13 protein-coding genes and 2 pseudogenes are annotated in these 18,486 nt (G+C 48.2%); 4 read left to right on the top strand and 11 right to left on the bottom strand.

All coding sequences use genetic code 11. The features are described 5' to 3' along the window. Positions 1-17 precede the first annotated feature (17 nt). Both NDI33_RS01615 and NDI33_RS01610 read right to left on the bottom strand, forming a co-directional pair. A complete protein-coding gene (locus NDI33_RS01615) occupies positions 18-545 on the bottom strand; it encodes a hypothetical protein (RefSeq protein ID WP_242028965.1) in 528 nt (175 codons plus the stop codon). Between the two features lie 861 nt (positions 546-1,406). Then, positions 1,407-1,748 (bottom strand): annotated as a pseudogene (locus NDI33_RS01610) (SulP family inorganic anion transporter); the annotation flags it as partial. Between the two features lie 375 nt (positions 1,749-2,123). Here NDI33_RS01610 and NDI33_RS01605 point away from each other — a divergent pair. The 3 genes from NDI33_RS01605 to NDI33_RS01595 all read left to right on the top strand — a co-directional run bounded on the left by NDI33_RS01605 (position 2,124) and on the right by NDI33_RS01595 (position 6,509). Further along, positions 2,124-3,968: a family 10 glycosylhydrolase gene (locus tag NDI33_RS01605; RefSeq protein ID WP_190678406.1), complete on the top strand. Its 1,845-nt coding sequence runs from the start codon at positions 2,124-2,126 to the stop codon at positions 3,966-3,968. Positions 3,969-4,240: 272 nt separating this feature from the next. Beyond that, a complete protein-coding gene (locus tag NDI33_RS01600) occupies positions 4,241-5,581 on the top strand; it encodes a MurT ligase domain-containing protein (protein WP_190678404.1) in 1,341 nt (446 codons plus the stop codon). Positions 5,582-5,684: 103 nt separating this feature from the next. Then, entirely contained in the window at positions 5,685-6,509 is an 825-nt protein-coding gene (locus tag NDI33_RS01595; protein WP_190528801.1) for a type 1 glutamine amidotransferase, read from the top strand. A 200-nt stretch (positions 6,510-6,709) separates the two neighbouring features. On the opposite strand, the pseudogene NDI33_RS01590 reads toward NDI33_RS01595, so the two are convergent. From NDI33_RS01590 to NDI33_RS01575, 4 genes and pseudogenes are all read right to left on the bottom strand, one after another. Further along, positions 6,710-8,062, bottom strand: a pseudogene (locus NDI33_RS01590) (IS4 family transposase). Positions 8,063-8,360: 298 nt separating this feature from the next. Continuing rightward, positions 8,361-8,810, bottom strand: coding sequence for a GAF domain-containing protein (locus NDI33_RS01585; RefSeq protein ID WP_190678402.1), 450 nt, complete (start codon positions 8,808-8,810; stop codon positions 8,361-8,363). A gap of 156 nt (positions 8,811-8,966) precedes the next feature. Continuing rightward, a complete protein-coding gene (locus NDI33_RS01580) occupies positions 8,967-9,791 on the bottom strand; it encodes an SDR family NAD(P)-dependent oxidoreductase (protein WP_190534782.1) in 825 nt (274 codons plus the stop codon). A 528-nt stretch (positions 9,792-10,319) separates the two neighbouring features. Next, positions 10,320-10,505: a hypothetical protein gene (locus tag NDI33_RS01575; protein WP_190678401.1), complete on the bottom strand. Its 186-nt coding sequence runs from the start codon at positions 10,503-10,505 to the stop codon at positions 10,320-10,322. Between the two features lie 68 nt (positions 10,506-10,573). On the opposite strand from NDI33_RS01575, the gene NDI33_RS01570 reads away from it, so the two are divergent. Further along, entirely contained in the window at positions 10,574-11,458 is an 885-nt protein-coding gene (locus NDI33_RS01570) for a mechanosensitive ion channel family protein (protein ID WP_190678399.1), read from the top strand. Between the two features lie 64 nt (positions 11,459-11,522). Here NDI33_RS01570 and NDI33_RS01565 read toward each other — a convergent pair whose 3' ends face one another. From NDI33_RS01565 to purE, 5 genes are all read right to left on the bottom strand, one after another. Next, complete coding sequence (locus NDI33_RS01565) at positions 11,523-12,728, bottom strand: 4-hydroxy-3-methylbut-2-enyl diphosphate reductase (protein ID WP_190427982.1); 1,206 nt, start codon at positions 12,726-12,728, stop codon at positions 11,523-11,525. A gap of 99 nt (positions 12,729-12,827) precedes the next feature. Beyond that, the gene (locus NDI33_RS01560) at positions 12,828-13,694 is read right to left on the bottom strand and encodes an SGNH/GDSL hydrolase family protein (RefSeq protein WP_339380495.1); all 867 of its coding nucleotides are present in this window, start codon (positions 13,692-13,694) and stop codon (positions 12,828-12,830) included. 92 nt (positions 13,695-13,786) lie between these two features. Then, positions 13,787-15,274 carry an ammonium transporter gene (locus NDI33_RS01555; protein WP_347275944.1) on the bottom strand — a complete coding sequence of 496 codons (1,488 nt, stop codon included), beginning with the start codon at positions 15,272-15,274 and terminating at the stop codon, positions 13,787-13,789. Positions 15,275-15,522: 248 nt separating this feature from the next. Beyond that, positions 15,523-17,133 carry an ammonium transporter gene (gene amt, locus NDI33_RS01550; RefSeq protein WP_190678397.1) on the bottom strand — a complete coding sequence of 537 codons (1,611 nt, stop codon included), beginning with the start codon at positions 17,131-17,133 and terminating at the stop codon, positions 15,523-15,525. Positions 17,134-17,922: 789 nt separating this feature from the next. Then, a complete protein-coding gene (gene purE, locus NDI33_RS01545) occupies positions 17,923-18,444 on the bottom strand; it encodes a 5-(carboxyamino)imidazole ribonucleotide mutase (RefSeq protein ID WP_190678395.1) in 522 nt (173 codons plus the stop codon). Positions 18,445-18,486 lie beyond the last annotated feature (42 nt).

Here is an 18,486-nt window from a genome sequence, read left to right as displayed (position 1 = left end):
TGCAGGATGCTCCTCTTTCAAGCGGTGATGGCTGTCCACTCTATCGACTGATTGTTGGGAACCTCAAATCGAATAGCAGTAGTCGCCCAGTTTTTAAAATCAGGTGCCATCCGAGTCAGCTTTTGCAGAATTTCATCGCTCACCCACAACACTAGCGGAAAAGCGAACTGCTTGCGGAACTGATTCCGGACGAGGTTCGTCGAGGTAAGTACTTGATTAATGTCCACCACAGACTCTAGACCGAAGACCATCAAGGCTTGCGGCTGCCGATCTTCAATTGTTTTTTGAATCGTTGTATAAAGCGTCTTTACCGAAGGATGCAGGACGAGTTCTTGAATTTCGACCGTGGAGATTTCTTTTAGCAGCTTTGCCATTTGCTCTTGTAACTGGGGATAGTTACAAGACACCAAAATCAGCGAGAACTCACCTTGAGAAAGCGCGATCGCCTTGGCGAGTCTTCTGAGCGAGCGCTTGTGGTTTGCCTGAACATCTTCTGAATCATAAAGGTCAGTCATGGCGAGTACCAAAGGGAGTTTAATTAACATTTTTTCAATCTAAGTTTCTTTTTGCTTCCTTATATCGGGTGATTTTGGGAGCGTTCGGTCGATCGCGTCCTAACAGGACAATGACTGCTATCTTTTCGCTTCGTGATCTCTATCACTTAATTTAAGTGATCTCAGCTTGCCTGTCCAAAGGTAGCTAGAACAGTGCTGAGCTTGGATTGAGAGTCCTATAGGGGTTGTTGAATGTATGCGTACACCCGGTTATTTGCTACACAGGGGCATTCGGCTTTTCCCTTAACAAGGAATAAAATGTAATAAAACTTAACATATCGTTATAGTTCTTAAAGTCACAAGTGCTGGCTCTGGACATGGAATGCCAACGGCTCGATCGGACAACACTACGATGTGCTAAGAGCGCTCTTACTTTGCTGGATGTTGGCGGCATACGAATGTCCTAGACCTTACGTATTTTATGAAAAGCCGCAACTCTAATTTTTGAAACTACCTACAGCTTGTGTCTAAGTGAAAGAGCTTTATGCAGAAAATCCATAAGGATTGATTGCCACTATGCAAACATTGCACACCTACCTGATAAAACTACCGAAAGAATGAGAAATTGCTGACAAAGCAACAGCAGCAGACTCGGCTCTTTTTGAGCGATTTAGAAACAAATCTGCCTCTTCCTTGGCTGTATAAATGAAAACTGTAGCAGAGGAGACAGCAGCTTTGGGGGATTTATTAAGTAATCTTCAGCTTTCTTAGCCAAAACCAGCCTTATAGTAGATGCGAATACGCAAAAATTAGTAGATTAAGCGATAGCGAAGCGCCGACCTGTCGGTTCGCCTTTCCACATTTGAACGTCAAGAAAGCGATCGCGCCTCTACTTCAAGAAGGCTTCTGTTCCCCTGAAAGACGGGTTTTCCCACCAGAACGGACATTGATGACGGTACGGGCGATCGCGCCGGTAGCCGGAATTCCCATGAGTTCGCGATCGCTATTGTGTTTTTCACTCACGGTCATCCCATCCGCCACGACGGCTGATAATAAAGACTCGATCCTGCCGAGTGCTGCGAGTACCAAAGCCGGATTGATCGGTTCTCGAATTAATCCAAAATCATTCCAGTAGGGAATCCCTTGCGGCATCGGCAAGGATTGGGGAATAGCTCCAATTGTGGGCACCTTGAGATGGAAATAAGATGCGATCGCGATCGCTAAAACCAATCCTATTAATGAACCCGGTATCGTGCGATTATTACTCCAATTTTACTCTCGTCCCTGAAGACATTTCCCCTTGTTTCTACTAACCAGTCAAAAAGTTTAACGCTGCCTAATTGCCGGACGATGTAGGGTACATTTTGCGGATACCCAGGTATTGAGAAGGGCAGGTACAAGACCTACCCCGCCATCCTTTCAATCATCAGCCACTTCAAAACTTGTATGCTGGTTGCACTTGCAGCATCCTTAAAGGGAGCGATCGCGATTTTCAATTCCCAATGATTTCCATGACACCACAACCTTTACCCAGTCAACTTGCTGCAACCTTTGCCGAAATGCCCAAGTCATGATTTGTGGTTCCATAATATTTGGGGAAGTTTTCGTACACCCTGATTGAGGTAGAGATTGAAATACGCTGTCAAACGACTTTTTACGAGCTTCGCAGACGGGCTAGTTTGGTTTAGCCGTGCCTTTGGGCGTCAAGCTTGGTTTATCTTCCTGGTTGCCTTTAGCTTCACCATGACGCTGGTAAACCCTGCCGCATTTGCTCAGACAAAATTTTTCGATGTGGAAGGACTTTGGGCGCAACCCTGTATAGAACAGTTGGCACAAAAGCAGATTATTAGTGGCTACCCGGATGGAAGTTTTCGACCAAAGGCACCCGTAACCAGGGGTGAGTTTGCCGCGATGGTTGGCAAAGCTTTCCCCAATACAGCGGACGTTCGTAGCGGCGGTCAGTTTGCGGATATCCCAGCAAATTCCTGGGCGATAGATGCAATTCGTAAAGCCTATCAAAAGGGATTTATGTCGGGTTATCCGGGTGGGGTGTTCAAACCGAACGAAAAAATCCCGCGATCGCAAGCGTTGGTATCTTTGGCGAGTGGTTTGAAGTATTCGCCTACTCAGGCAGTGAGTAGCACTTTGACGGGGGCATTTACCGATGCAACGGCAATTCCTAGCTATGCGCGGACTGCGATCGCTGCTGCGACCGAAAAACAAATCGTGGTCAATTACCCCAACGTCAAGACACTCAATCCCAATCAGCTAGCCAGTCGTGCAGAAGTTGCAGCTTTCTTGTGTCAAGCCACCGGAACTTCTGGATTAGTCCCTTCCCAATACATTGTTAGCGCTGGGACGCCGCCAACCGCACAGTCCGAAGAGATTCGGGGGGTGTGGCTGACAAATATTGATAGTGACGTGTTGTTTGAGCGCGATCGCCTGACCAAGGCCCTGCAACGCCTTGATGAGCTAAATTTCAACACCGTTTATCCCACCGTTTGGAACTGGGGTTACACCTTATATCCCAGTGCGGTAGCCCAAAAAGTCACCGGGCGATCGCTCGATCCCACCCCAGGCTTACAAGGACGAGATATCCTCAAAGAAATCATAGACCAGGGACATCAAAAAGGCATGGGAGTCATCCCCTGGTTTGAATTCGGCTTCATGGCACCTGCTGATTCTGACCTCGCCAAACGCCACCCCGAATGGCTACTCAAAAAACGCGACGGTTCTCAAACTTGGAAAGAAGGAACGCATAACCGAGTTTGGCTGAATCCAATGCGTCCCGAAGTGCAGAATTTTATCCAAGATTTAGTCGTCGAAATTGTTAGCAAATACGATGTTGACGGCATTCAATTCGATGACCACTTCGGCTTTCCCGCCGATTTTGGCTACGACGCCTTTACCGTAGAACTGTACAAGAAAGAAAACGGTGGGAAATCTCCTCCCGCCAACGCCCAAGATCCTCAATGGATACGCTGGCGGGCTGACAAAATTACTGCCTATCTGAAACAGTTGTTCAAGGCCGTCAAAGACCGCAAACCCAACGTTATTTTTGCCCTTTCTCCCAATCCCCAAGAATTCTCTTACAACTCCTTTCTAGCCGACTGGCAGAAGTGGGAACAGCAGGGGCTGATTGAGGAACTGATCGTCCAAATCTATCGAGATGATCTGAGCCGCTTCATTGGGGAATTAGAGCGCCCAGAAGTCAAAGCAGCAAAGCGCCATATCCCCGTCGCCATCGGCATTCTCAGCGGCGTGAAACCTCACCCGGTTAAGGCTGCACAAATTCAGGAGCAAGTTGCAGCGGTTCGTCAGCGCGGATTTGCCGGGATGTCATTCTTCTTCTATGAAAGCTTGTGGAATATGACCCCCGAAAAGCCAGACCTCAGACAGGCTGCCTTTAAAGGACTCTTTCCTACGTCCGTAGAGCGACCAAATCTTTTGGACGGGTGGAAAGCATCTCGTTAGGAATTAAGACTAAATAACCGGGAATCATTGACGTTTTGTAGGGGCATGGCAATCAAAAAGCCCCTACGCGGTTTATAAATCCCCTGAGAGTTTGTATCGCCGGTACGGACAAGAAATTTGTTTTTCTTAGCTGTTGGGTACTATTACTCATCATTGACAGGGGATTTACAGCCAAGTACGGTAGAATGCTGACGAGCAAAGCACAGCTCAGTAAGTAGCAGTAAAGCCGCGACGAGAGCGTGCGGCTGTGTAGCCGGGGCAGGAGTGTGGTGGTGAAAATATCGCTTTTAGATAGGTTACGGCTGGGCGTAGCAGTTGGGACAGCAAAGACAGTGACGCGGCTGGTGCGCCTGCTGCGTTTGGGAGCTGCTAGTGTTTTACCGGGAGAAATTGCCGGACGCATTCAGCCGCAGCTGTTGTCCCTGCTGTCTGGTCAAGTAAAGCACGGTGTGATTTTCATTGCGGGGACGAATGGAAAGACAACGACATCGTTGCTGTTGCGGACAATGCTGGAACGTCAGGGATGGCGCGTTGTTCACAATGCAGCGGGTGCCAATCTCGTGAATGGATTAATCACGGCACTGCTAACCAACACCAATTTAATCGGACAGCTCAACGCTGACTATGCAATTTTAGAGGTAGATGAAAATATTCTGCCGAAGGTTTTGCCGCCGGTTCAGCCAAAATTGATTTTGTGTTTGAATTTATTTCGGGATCAGCTGGATCGGTACGGGGAAGTGGATATGATTAGCCAGCGTTGGCAGAAAGCGATCGCCCAATCCAAAGATACGGTAGCGATCTTAAATGGCGATGACCCCACCTTGTCTCATCTGGGTCAGCAGTTATCGCAACGAGTTTTATTCTTCGGTTTAAACGAACCTGAAGCTTATCTTGACGAAATTCCTCATGCAGTAGATTCTATATATTGTCCCCGGTGCGGACATTCTCTCGATTATCAGGGCGTCTACTTATCTCATCAGGGCGATTATCGGTGTCCTAGCTGTGGCTTTGAAAAAGGCCCCTTGGCAATCGATAGTCGCCAATGGCCTCAGATTCTGATTGGGATTTACAACAAATACAACACGCTGGCGGCTATTTTAGCGGCGCAAGAAATTGCCGTTGATACCGCAAATATCCTGGACACGATTAAAAACTTCCATGCAGCTTTTGGACGGGCTGAGGAATTAGAAGTCGCCGGGAAAAAGGTGCGGATTTTGCTATCAAAAAATCCCGTGGCGCTGAATGAAACCATCCGCGCAGTAAATCAGCAAAGAAGCCACGGCGGTTCTTCCACAACACTGATGGTACTAAACGATCGCACCCCAGACGGTACTGATGTCTCTTGGATTTGGGATGTAGACACCGAAAAATTGGTAGAACAGGGAGGAACGGTGGTAGTCAGCGGCGATCGCGTTTACGATATGGCGCTACGCCTGCAATACAGCCAAGCAGACGAGGAACATGGCTGCAAACTAATTGTGAAAGAAGATTTACAAGAAGCGATCGCCACTGCTTTAGAACACACCGCTACCGGCGAAACCCTGCACATTCTACCGACTTACTCAGCGATGCTAGAAGTCCGAGGTATTTTGACTGGACGAAAAATTCTGTAGATGTTAAACGCTCTCGGTACGCAGAAAGTAGCCTTCCTTTGCGTACCTCTGCGATTTCCTTGGCGCTACTTTGCGTTAAAAATCAAAAAATTTGACTGTCACCATGACCGAACAACTTGAACTCACAATTGGCTGGCTTTATCCGACGCTGATGAGTACCTACGGCGATCGCGGTAATGTCATCTGTTTACAACAACGCGCCCAATGGCGGGGGATCAAAGTCAACGTCATGCCCTTAGATCGGGACGCCCCGACCGAGCAATTTCACCAAGTCGATGTAATCGTGGGTGGCGGCGCACAAGACCGACAGCAGGAAATCGTCATGCGCGATTTGCGCCAAGGCAAAGCAGAAGCGATCGCTCAGAAAATTGAAGCCGGAACGCCTGGGGTATTTACTTGCGGATCGCCCCAACTCCTGGGACACTACTACGAACCCGCCTTAGGGCAACGGATTGAGGGATTGGGTTTATTGGATTTTGTCAGCAAGCATCCGGGGCCAGATGCCCGTCGCTGTATCGGGAATGTCGTGTTTGAGATCACGGCGTCGCGATTGGCGGAGGATTTGCGAAAGATGTCGGAGGATGCGCCTCTGGTCATTGGCTTTGAAAATCACGGCGGACGCACTTATTTAGGTGAGGTGGAACCCTTGGGACGAGTGATTAGCGGTTATGGGAATAATGGGGAAGATGGGATGGAAGGGGCATTTTATCGGAATGCGATCGCGACCTACTCTCACGGTCCTCTTTTACCCAAAAATCCCTCGATTGCTGACTGGCTCATTCAAACTGCACTTGCAGAAAAATATCAAACGCCAATTTCTTTAAAACCCCTAGATGATGTCTTGGCAATGCAGGGGCGAGAAGCGATGTTTAAAAAGTTGGGCGTCAAGGTGCCAGCGGTTTCTGCACAGCGGGGATCGAGAAATTAGTACGGTTCTGACTTGAACTCGGAACCTCACCCCCAACCCCTCTCCGTCAACGGCTATCCATTAGTCACATCTTTCTTAACAAAGGGACAAACAAGATAGGAAGGGATTTCCGAGAAGTAAGTTGGTAGAGATAGTGACAATTCAGGAAATTCATGGTGCTACAAGATTTGAATGGAGGACAACAAGCATGAATAGAAAACTTAATGGAGTAATTTCCAGGTAGCCGCGATATCATGTAATCGCCGCAATCCTCGCCAAATGGTTTGAATTCCCGGCTCCCCATCGCTTTTTCGTCCTAAAAAGCCAGCCAACATTGCAATCATTCGCACGGCTTCTCGCAAACAAGGTGGCTGGGTGGGTGGAATGGGATTTTTATTAATAGTGGCGCACAAAGACTGCCATTCATAGGTTTCTAAAACTGTCTCACAGGGCTGCATTGGATTGCATCTGGCTTCATAAGTTAGCCATAACAAACGCCACGCTACAATTGTATAGGTGGCTAGTGCCATCTCAATTCTCCGAACCGTTTCCAGTTGTAATTTCTCAATTCCACAACCACTTTTTAATGCGTAGTGATAGCGTTCTATCAACCAACGGTAAGTGTACCAGCGAACGCAACGGGCTGCCTCCTCTAGCCGATTAATCTCCAGGCTAGTCATCAATAACCAACTAATTGGCTGAATTCCGGATGGCGGGTTTTCTTCTGATGCCAGAATTCCTTGTAACTTCACAGGTTTGAGCCGGGAACGCCCAATGTAATGTAACGGGACAAGGATATCGAAACTTGTGAACCGAAGTGTGAGTATGGCCTTTCTTGCTCTAGATTCTGGACTACGTTTAACTTCGACCGTGAGTTGACCACCAGGTGGAATTTGACGAATGGCAAGATGAAGCTATTTGGCACAATGGTCTACTTTTCGATTATGAGTCCCGCAAATTAATAAATGGGAATTTTCCGGACGTTTCTAGTTAAATAAGTCGAATATATCGGCTTCTGAGTCGGCAACTGTCACCACTTGAATATCTGCTGGGATCAACTTTTGGGTGATTTCTAATCCATCTAACCAGCGTTGGCTTTCTTTTTGTTGTGTTTCCCGTTGACGACGTTTTTTGGCGATGCCTAGATTTTCGAGTTCTCTGACCCACACCTGCTGGTCAATAATTCCCAGTGGGACTCCCTTACTTGTCGCTGCCAGTGTTGAATGTACTTTTAATCCCGATGATTTTCGGTTGTCCAGATAACCAGTCCCTCTGGTGGCTGGGTGGTCTGTTAAATCTATGTTGGTCGTGTCCTGGATTGCCAAGATTTCTTGATGTTCTTTGATTCTTTCAATTGTGCTGGCTGTATGCGCCTTGCGAATATCACGCGGCTGAAAATAAGGTGATTTCCAAAAATCATATGCGGCGCTGGTTGCTGCTATATTTCCACAGGCTTGGGGGACGCTACTTGCTGGTTGTGTTGCCAAATCTTCGACGATGCGTATAAGACGCTTGTTTCGACGCGCGTCTCCTAAGTTGGCCTGGGACAATTCTTTGGCTGCCCACTTTTCCATGTTGCCATCACCCGCTACTTTTGTGTTCCCTCAAAACTATACCTATCAAGCCTTTGAGTATTATTTTAAGGAGTTTGTCCCTTTGTTAAGAAAGATGCGGATAATGGATAGCCCGCAAGCGAGGAGAGGGGATAGGAGCAGAAGGGGGAATCGGATGGGGAGAGGGGATTGGAAGAAGAGAGGGGATTGGAGTGGCGTAGAAGCTTTGGTTCTATGGGTTCATCTTGGGTCATTTGCTCATCTTTGATTCGTTGCTTATTTCAAGCCAGCGCGATCGCTTTTCCCTGCAAATTATCTTCTACTTCATGGTTGTCTGGTATTGATAAACCAGTGGAGCAACTTCAGAGGCGTAAGCAGCCAAAACACGTTCTGCCTCTTCGTCAAATAAGCTGCCGTCAGTACGATTCCAAGCTTGTAGCGCTCCCAAAAGCTTGCCTTCGTAGTAGAGAGGTACGGCTAAAGCTGTCTCAATTCCCAGCGCTTTAGCATGATCTTGCCGGACTCGGCGATCGCCCTCAGTACGACAAACTAACACGGGTTTGTCGCTCTGAAATGCCGTACCACACAATCCGGAAGTCGCTGCGGCAACCCTTTTGTCCAACACCCACTCAGCGTGCTTGCCTACTGCTGCCGCATAGTAGACGCTTTCCCCTTCGGACTCAGCTAGCACCACGGAGGCTGTTTCAGCATTGACAATTACTTGGATGCGTTCGGCAATGCCATCTAATATCTGGCGATTTTGACTCATCGTTAACATCTCTTTATCTGCAATCAGTCTATCCAAATACAGTTAGGTTAAATGGCACTAACGCTCGGAGCCTGGAAATAAATTTCATAGCTAAAGTAGAGACACGATTAATCGCGTCTCTACTCTGGAATCAGATTCGCCTGTTAACAACAGACTTTAACGCGAAATTATTCCAGCCTCTCGGAGTCTGTGGTAGCGCTTTTGTTTATACTTCGACAGGGGTGCTGCCAGCAGTAAAACTTTCTCTAGCAGCCAAGGTGCAATGCGATTGCACCACACAGCTAAATGACTTTGCCATCCCACTAAAATTTCTGGCGATTCCTTTTGCAGTCCAGTGACGAGTGCTTGAGCAACTTTCTGAGAAGTCGTGGGCACTACCCAGCGAAACCACTTTAATTCTCGCACCATGTCAGTGTCGGTCAAAGATGGCAGCAAAGCCATCACCCGGATATTGTAGTCAGCGAGTTCACCGCGCAAGGCTTGGGTAAATCCCAAAATCGCAAACTTGGTGGCTGAATAAGTCGCCATTGTCGGCGCGGCAATTTTGCCCATCAAGCTAGAAACGTTCACGATGGTTCCTTCCCGTTGGGTTGCCATACGTCGAGCAACCAGACGAGTCATCGTGTACATTCCCATTAAATTAATCGCGATTTCTTGCTGCACATCTGGGAGTTGAGATTTTAAAAAGGGCGCTTGGTGTGCAACTCCCGCACAGTTGACGAGCAGATGAATCTGACCATAATCTCGCCAAGCTTGGGCGATCGCAATATTCACTTCTACTATCTGAGCCAGATCCAAAGGCAGGATCGCGGCTTCTACGCCAAGTGCTTCAACTTCGGCGGCGACTTCCGCTAAACGATCGGCATCGCGTGCCACCAGCAACAGGCGTTTGGCTCCTTGTTGCGCGAGTTCAAGCGCGATCGCTCGCCCAATTCCACGGGAAGCTCCAGTAATCAGAGCCGTCTTTCCTTGAATATTCATAACTTAAACCTTCTCCATTTGAGGTCTCACCGCGCTGACAAGAGCTAGTGCCGAGTAGAGGTCTGCAAGTAGAGGTAGCATCCTCCAAGCACACAGTGAGGAAAACAGTAACTCGTTAATTAGAGATGAGTTGAACTGAACTGTTGGGAGCCAGACTCTCAGAATTTTTGCAGGGAACCCATTTTTATCGACAAAACTGAGAAATCTCTTTCCGGAAAACTTCAGCTAAATAAGAGTTGGACTGGCTGTACGTAAGGGGAACACAAGTTAGTAACTAGATGAAATTGTCCGATACATTTTGAATCGTGAAACAAAAGGATTCCTCCGCCGTCTAGGAAGATTTGGTGTAGAGCCGTCAGAGAAATACAGTTTCAAACAATTCGGCAATCAGTGAATGGGCGAACAGCCAAGTGTGATGTAGAGCATGGATGGCACGTCTCCTAAAATACGAGCATTGACCAGAAGCAACTCTTAAGCACACCTTAGCAACTGCATCAACGAATCGCAATAATTTTTAATAAATTCTTCTTAACATTCCGTTACAAAACTGCCAAATGCTTTGCTGAAGCCATATTTGGAGTGAGCGATCGCTTCAGGGAAGTCAGGGTTTTGGCGCGAGCGATCGCCAGCAACTTCCTGTTTACCTGTGTTGTAAAACACACTGAGCGCCCGAAGAAAGCCAACCAAAAAGCGATCGCTCACGCCAAAACCCAAGCGAAAAAACCGCTCGGTTTTGAGATATTTGATATTCTGGCAAAAGTTTAAGATGATCCCTTTCGCCTATGGCTGCTTTGATTAAAGAAATCCAACAGAGCTTATTAAACCTGATGGGTCAAACTATTGAGGCGCTACCAGGAATTTTGATGGGGATCGCAATCCTCTGTTTAACCCGGTATGGAGCGAATCTAGTTCGGCGGCTCGTCCGTGGCGTTGGCAGGCGTGCCCTGAAAAACCCATCACTGCGCCTGCTGCTCGTGCAGACCAGTTTTGTAGGAACCTGGGTGGTAGGGATTCTCTTCGCCTGTGTTGTTGCCTTCCCAGACTTGCGGCTGGGCGACATCATTGGTTTGCTGGGACTCAGCTCGGTAGCGATTGGCTTCGCCTTTCAAGATATTTTCAAAAATTTTCTGGCAGGAGTGCTGCTGTTGCAGGAACCGTTTCGGTTGGGGGATCAAGTGATAGTAAACGGTTTCGAGGGAACGATTGAAGAAATTTCCCTGCGCGCCACCCAAATTATCACCTATCAGGGAGAGCGCATCGTCGTGCCAAATGCAATTGTCTTTACCAGTCCGGTGCAAGTGCTGACGGCGATGCCCCACCGCCGGACTGATTTAGAAATTGGCGTTGATTACAATACCCCTTTACCCTACGCCGTCGAAACCCTGCTCAACGCCGTGTTAAAAGTCGAAGGCGTCTTATCGAAGCCAGCACCGGAAGTAGATGGATTGGGCTTTGGTGATAGCTCGATGAACTTGGTAGTCCGCTATTGGACATCGCCGCACAAAGTAGATGTGCGCCGCACGAGAACCAAGGTGATGATCGCGCTCAAACAAGCTTGCGATCGCGCTGACATTAACATTCCTTACCCCATCCGCACGCTTTACAACTACAATCAGCAGCAGTTTAACGATGCTTCCCCAGTTGCAGATGGTGCCCAAAAAAGCTGAAAGTTTTGAGTTTTGAATTGAAGAAAAACTCAAAACTCAAAACGAATTCATCCCCTAATTTTTGTTAAACCACCGCAGCCACTTTCAGCTCAAAAATCCTCTCGATCGTATCCTCTACCACCTTATCGGGAGTTGAAGCTCCAGAAGTAACTCCTACCACGATGGGACCAGCGGGGAGCCAATTTTCCTGAACTTCCAAATCGCCATCCAGCGGCTTATGCTCCACACGATTGCCAGGGCCAATTCTCTCGGCGCTATCGATGTGATAGGAAGGAATTTTCCGCTCAATGGCAATTTCTTGTAAGTGCGTCGTATTGGAAGAATTGAACCCCCCAATCACTACCATGAGATCTAGTTTTTCATCTACTAGCTGAAACATAGCATCTTGCCGCTCTTGAGTCGCATCGCAGATGGTGTTGAAGCTTTGGAAATGCTCGTTCAACTCGCTTGGCCCATACTTTCTCATCATGGTGCGCTCAAATAGCTTGCCGATTAGCTCGGTTTCGCTCTTGAGCATCGTGGTTTGATTAGCAATACCAATCCGCTCTAAATCGGTGTCGGGATCGAATCCCTCTGAGCAAGCGCGGCTGAATTTTGTCATAAATTCGTCGCGACTCCCACCATTGAGAATGTAGTTAGAGACATACTCCGCTTGTGCCAGATTCAGCACGATCAAATACTTGTCAGCAAAAGAACTGGTGGCGACAGTTTCTTCGTGATTGTATTTGCCGTGAATGATCGAGGTATAAGCTTTTTTCTTGTGCTTTTCGACCGTATTCCAAACTTTAGAAACCCAAGGACAGGTTGTATCGACAATCTTGCAACCCTTGTCGTTGAGCAGCTGCATTTCCTGAACGCTGGCACCAAATGCCGGTAAAATCACCACGTCACCCGCATCGACAACGGAGAAGTCTTTTTCCCCTTTCTCTACTGAGATAAACCCTACTTTCATGTCGCGCAAGCGCTGATTCACAGAAGGGTTGTGAATAATTTCATTAGTAATCCAAATCTGCTCGGTCGGGAAGTGCTGGCGGGTTTCATAAGCCATTGCGACGGCGCGTTCCACACCCCAGCAAAAACCAAACGATTCGGCTAACCGGATGGTGACATCACCGCGTTTCAGGGTGTAGTTGTTTTCCCGAATTTCCTGAATGAGATGGCTCTGATACTCGGATTTGAGGACACCAGCGACTTCCTCTTGATGACCAAAGCCCTTGCGATGGTAGTTCTCAGAACTGTTTAATGACCGTTTGAAGGCTTTTGTATCCATGCAGCCGTTTCCTCTCTCATTCTGGTGGTTCTCCTCGTCGATCATAAAATGCCTGGACGCTCAGCTGGCGTTACCCAGCAAAGTCAAAGCCAGGAATTTTTAATTGGCTTTGCTGGGTTCTGTTTCCACCTGCATGAAGAATTGAAGGGCATAGCGCCAAATAACATAGCCTTGGGGACTTAGGTGCAAGCCATCCGTCGTCAGTTCGGGCTGTATATTGCCGTTACTATCGGCAAACAGGGGATAGAGATCGAGATAGCTGACAGATTCCGAACGAGCGATCGCGCCCAGTTGTCGGTTTAGTTCGCGGATGCGACTGCTAGGGATAGCAATCAGGCGATCGCGTCCCACCCAGGTTGACTTTTTACCGCCGTGGGGCAAAATCGACTGCACAACAATCTGTGCTTGGGGATGAACCCGTCGCAGATAGCGGATAATCTGTCGCTGGTTCGCCAGAATTCTCCGATCCCCCACCCCTCGGATCAGGTCGTTAATGCCAATCATCACCAAGATCGTTTCCGGCTGAGTTTCGTCCAACACATCCAATCGGTTGAGCAAACCCCCCGAAGTATCTCCAGAAATTCCTTGATTGAGCCAAGTGCGCTCTGTTGGCAATAGCTCCGAAGGAAACCACAGACTGAGCGAATCCCCAGCCAGTACGGTTAAATGTTTGGGATTTTTGGTTGCGGCTACCTCCGCTTCTTGCCTGAGCAGCGTCACCCACTGAGCGTAATTCAGCTGGTGGCGCGGCCCTAACGCGGGTGTGGAAGGTAGTGTTTTCGTCAGCAGGCTGGTAGAGACGTCTTCTGGGATCGGCTCTACAGAGGTAGCATCGCTAGCTTGTAACCTAGCTGATAGCCACCGATCCCGATTCAGCAACAAAATTACTGTTAGCATCAGCAACCCGTTGGTAGCTAGGGACAAAAGCGCCCAAGCCGGAAGAAAGGTTTTCGAGCGAGTGGACACACTAAATCAGATTCAGCACAGGTTGAATTTAATCTTAAATTGCTAGCATCCACAAATCGAGCGATCGCCTAGCTGCCAATGGAAATTGCCAATTATTCGCCTTTGAAGCTCAGTCCAGTGGCAAAATCCTCTCCATAACCTTCTTCACCATGCTCGTTGATGTCTAAACCTTGGTCTTCAGCGTTAGGTTTGACTCGCAAATCCATCGCCAAACTTAAAAGTTTGAGGATAGCAAAAGTGCCCACCCCGGCAAACACATAAGTTGCTAAGACACCGACAATCTGTTCCCATAATTGGACGGGATTGCCGAAAAATAAACCGTTGTCTCCTGCTGAGTTAACGGTTGTCGTCGCAACCAGACCCGTCAGAAGCGCCCCTATCGTCCCGCCAACGCCGTGGATAGGAAAGGTATCCAAAGAATCGTCAAACTGCAACTTGGCTCGGAGACTGACGGCAAAGAAACAGCAAACAGAGGTAACGGAACCGATGAAGATGGCTCCGAGCGGATTCACGTATCCGGCTGCCGGGGTCACGCCAACCAGTCCGCCGAGGAAACCGCTGGCAATGCCAATTGCTGTCGGTTTGCCTCTGAGTAGCCATTCCAGGATGACCCAAGTGAGACCGCCGGCTGCCGCAGCGACCATTGTGGCGACGAAAGCTACCGCTGCTAGGGAACCTGCTGTTAAAGCACTCCCGGCATTAAAGCCAAACCAGCCAAACCAGAGCATACCGATTCCGAGTAGCACGTAAGGCACGTTATGGGGTGCGTGTGGTGTCACCATGAAGCTTTTTCGCGGCCCAATCACCCAAGCGGCGACGACAGCAGAGACGCCAGAGCTGATGTGTACGACGGTTCCTCCAGCAAAATCTAAGGCTCCAAATGTACCGATCCAGCCTTTGCCCCAAACCCAGTGAGCTAAGGGAGAGTAGATAAAGGTAGACCAAAGCAGGATGAACCAGAAGTATGCCTTGAAACTCATCCGCTCCACGATAGCCCCAGAAATTAGGGCTGGAGTGATGATGGCAAACATCATCTGGTAAACCATGAACACTTGATGGGGAATCGTGCCAGCGTAACCGACCGGATCGGGTTGGTCGAAGGCGACGTTATTCAAAAATAGCCAGTTCAGGCTGCCAATGAAGGGATTGGCACTGAAAGGAGGATCGGCTCCAGGGGTCAAGGAAGTGGGTGCAAAGGCGAGGCTATAGCCCCACAGAGTCCAGGTAACGCCGACAACTCCCATGAGGATGAAGCTCATCATAATGGTGTTGAGGACGTTGCGCGATCGCACTAATCCGCCATAGAAAAAAGCTAACCCAGGCGTCATCAGCAGCACTAGGGCTGATGAAATTAGCATAAATGCGGTATCGCCTGTGTCGATTTTCGGAGCCTCAGCCACCGCTGGCGATGCTTCCTGACGCGAAGCATCGGTTGGTTCCCCAGGAACCGTTGCGGGAGCGGACAATTCCGGGGAAGGACTCACCGAAGGCGATGCGTCTTGGGCAAGCGCATTTCCTACCATTGGGCCACCCAGAAGACACAGCGCCAGTATCCAAGTAATGAGAACTTTCTTGATCACTGATTTGGTTCCATCAACGCGATCGCTTTGTTAAGCAAATGAATCTGATTGCACCAATTTCAATCAGGTCAATTCTGTATCAAAGTATACAAATTAGCGGAGTTGCCCATAAATATTTCACCCACAGATAGACGACAAAAATGAAATCCGCCCTACTCGCAACTCTATAGAGTTGGGAATAGGGCGGACTCTATGGGGAAAGGAGAAAACTCAAAAGAACAAAATGCTTTCTTTTGGTTTATCTGTCGTTACTTGACATATTCACCGGGCGGAGTCGGCATTCCACCATGCTTACCAGTATCAGAAAACCCAGCAGAGCTTCCTTCCTTAAGGAATCCACTGTAAGCTTCCATGCCATGTTCTCCGATATCCAAACCTTCAAACTCCTCTTCTGGAGTGACTCGGATACCGAGGGTCGCTTTCAACGCCAGCCAGAAGATTGTACTGAGTAGAACGGTTATGCCTCCCACTGTGACAATACCAATCAGTTGAGTGATCAACTGTCCGAGACCACCACCGAGCAATAACCCCTTGGTTGGGCCAAGACCCTCACCGTACCAGGAATAGACACCAGGGCCAGCAGCAAATAAACCCACTGCCAGAGTCCCCCAGATACCACAAACCAGGTGAACTGAGGTCGCGCCCACCGGGTCATCAATTTTGATTTTGTCAAAGAGAGTGACAGCGAAAACGACTAATACTCCGCCAACCAAACCGATGATCAAAGAACTGCCAATGCTGATAAAAGCACAGGAAGCTGTCACCGAAACTAAGCCAGCCAAAATGCCGTTGATAATCATCGACAGATCCGGCTTACCCAGGTACAACCAAGCTGTAATGGTAGCGGCAATTCCACCCGCAGCACCCCCCATGTTGGTTGTCAGGGCAATGTGAGTAATGGCGTTTGGATCGGCAGCCATTGTGGAGCCAGGGTTGAAACCAAACCAGCCCAACCAGAGAATCAAAGTGCCCAAGGTGGCAATGCTCAGGTTATGACCAGGGAAAGCAACGCTTTGCCCATCTTGATATTTACCAAGCCGTGGCCCTAAGAATGCGGCTCCCATCAAAGCAGCCCAGCCACCCACTGAGTGAACGACCGTGCAACCCGCGAAATCCCAGAAACCTCTGGTTTGCAGCCAGCCACCGCCCCAGACCCAGTGTCCGGTGAGCGGGTAGGCAATCCCGACGAGTAAGAGGCTGAAGATTAAGAAGTCAACAAACTTAATTCGTTCTGCAACCGCTCCAGAAACAATCGTGGCGGCTGTTCCGGCAAATACTAGCTGAAACAAAAACTTAGCAGCTAAGGGAACGCCAGCCCATTTCAGAGAGCCAAAAACACCTTGATAGGCATCGTTGGTGGCAGGGCTGTTATCGGCTCCGCTCAAAAACCACCCGCTCAAACCAATGAAAGGATTGCCGTCCCCGAACATCAAGCCAAAACCAATCGCCCAAAACGCGACGGTTGCTAGAGCAAACACAATCAAGTTTTTGGCGAGAACGTTGACCGCGTTTTTCTGGCGGCAGAAGCCAGTTTCTAGCATACAAAAGCCAGCATTCATGAAAAACACCAGGAAAGCCGCGATCGCTACCCATAGGGTGTCTAGCGCTACCTTCAACTCGGCTGTTGTCGGCCCCTCAGCCGCCGGAGCATCCTGGGCGACTGCTGCATAACCCCACACCATCACAATCAAAATGGCGATAGGAATGCAAGCTTGCCAACTTGGAGTCAGCCGCTTAATGGCAATTTGCAACTGCTTAAACATCGTGGCAGTCCGGGGAGATTGGACTTGCCAATTAGAAGACAATCGCTTCTTTTTGGCTTTCGATTTCTTCTTTTTGAGCGTTAATTTAGGCATCATCACTGCACTTTCCTCAATCAGTCCAACACATCCATCGGTTTAGTCAAAAATCAGTAAATCCAGTCATTTGAAGTGAGTATATGACAAAACCTTACAGGCAACTCGTTAGGGATTTTTTCCTTTATCAACATCTAGACGGGATGTCTAATTTGTCCGGGAAATTTTAAGATTTTGTATTTTCCGAGGCGGGATATTCTGTATCGAAAGTTACATTTTTAGATTCTGGCTCTGGCATCTCAACCCGCAGAACTCTCCTGGAAGTATAAATCGCGGGAGTTTGAGCGAACTTGGAGCTAAATTAGTTTATATCCATCTATGGGGGGATGACCCAAACAAGAGCCTAAATTTATTAAGCGAATCCATTAAGACTTCAGAAGCTTAAATTTCTCCAGAAATCCCATATTATAGAAACTTAAATTAAGCAATTACTTTATTAAATAAATGCTTTTTTAGAAACTTTTCTAGAAATTAAATGCAAGTTTTTTTATTTTATATTTGATGAACAGATAAAAACTGTTACTAAAATAGCAAAAACAAGGTTATCAATTTTTTTTGGCACAAGATTAAATTTGACTTTGATCGCGAAACATTCAACGAATAGATTTGGTCTAAATCTCAAAGAAACCGCTCCTGTCGCCCCTCCAGTTCCGCTAAAAATGAAATCAGCAGTTTTCTTGACGCACCTCGCTATCGGTAAACAAAGCGATTGGCATCAAAAAATTATTCTTGAGATTTCAATCGTTTCTCCTCTCTGCCAAGCCTAAAAAAACAACTGACTCGCCCTTAAAATTAGGGCATCTTCTCCAAATACTGCTTATAGCCGATTTCATCCAGAAGCTGCTGCTTCTCCATCACGGAATCATTTAAACTGCGGCGATATTGCTGCACTCGTTCGAGTAATTCTGGCTGGTGGGATGCCAAGATTTGCACAGCCAACAAACCGGCATTTTTCGCATTGCCAATCGCAACAGTCGCGACGGGAATTCCCGCTGGCATTTGCACGATGGAATAGAGAGAATCAACGCCCTGTAGGTGACGGCTGGCGACTGGCACCCCAATTACTGGCAAAGGTGTCAGAGACGCTACCATACCGGGGAGATGGGCAGCGCCACCGGCACCCGCGATAATCACTTTGATGCCGCGCTGGTGGGCTTGTTGGGCGTATTCCACCATCCGTTCCGGGGTACGGTGGGCAGAGACGATAGCGACTTCGCAGCCGACGCCAAATTCTTCACATATTGCGATCGCGCCTTGCATAGTGGGCAAATCGGAATCGCTACCCATAATGATGCCAATTAACGGTTGAGTCATTTTTTCGGGAGTTATTCAGTTGGTTGTTAGATAAACTGGTGT

Source organism: Trichocoleus sp. DQ-A1 (assembly GCF_039961955.1).
Taxonomy (GTDB): domain Bacteria; phylum Cyanobacteriota; class Cyanobacteriia; order Cyanobacteriales; family FACHB-T130; genus FACHB-T130.
This window is presented reverse-complemented; position numbering and strand designations above follow the sequence as displayed.

Bases quoted from the DNA above. Each gene is read 5' to 3' on its own strand.
- NDI33_RS01565 (WP_190427982.1), bottom strand. From the start codon at position 12,728: ATGGATACAAAAGCCTTCAAACGGTCATTAAACAGTTCTGAGAACTAC.
- NDI33_RS01580 (WP_190534782.1), bottom strand. From the start codon at position 9,791: ATGAATATTCAAGGAAAGACGGCTCTGATTACTGGAGCTTCCCGTGGA.
- NDI33_RS01595 (WP_190528801.1), top strand. From the start codon at position 5,685: ATGACCGAACAACTTGAACTCACAATTGGCTGGCTTTATCCGACGCTG.
- purE (WP_190678395.1), bottom strand. From the start codon at position 18,444: ATGACTCAACCGTTAATTGGCATCATTATGGGTAGCGATTCCGATTTG.
- NDI33_RS01615 (WP_242028965.1), bottom strand. From the start codon at position 545: ATGTTAATTAAACTCCCTTTGGTACTCGCCATGACTGACCTTTATGAT.
- amt (WP_190678397.1), bottom strand. From the start codon at position 17,133: ATGATGCCTAAATTAACGCTCAAAAAGAAGAAATCGAAAGCCAAAAAG.
- NDI33_RS01570 (WP_190678399.1), top strand. From the start codon at position 10,574: ATGGCTGCTTTGATTAAAGAAATCCAACAGAGCTTATTAAACCTGATG.
- NDI33_RS01585 (WP_190678402.1), bottom strand. From the start codon at position 8,810: ATGAGTCAAAATCGCCAGATATTAGATGGCATTGCCGAACGCATCCAA.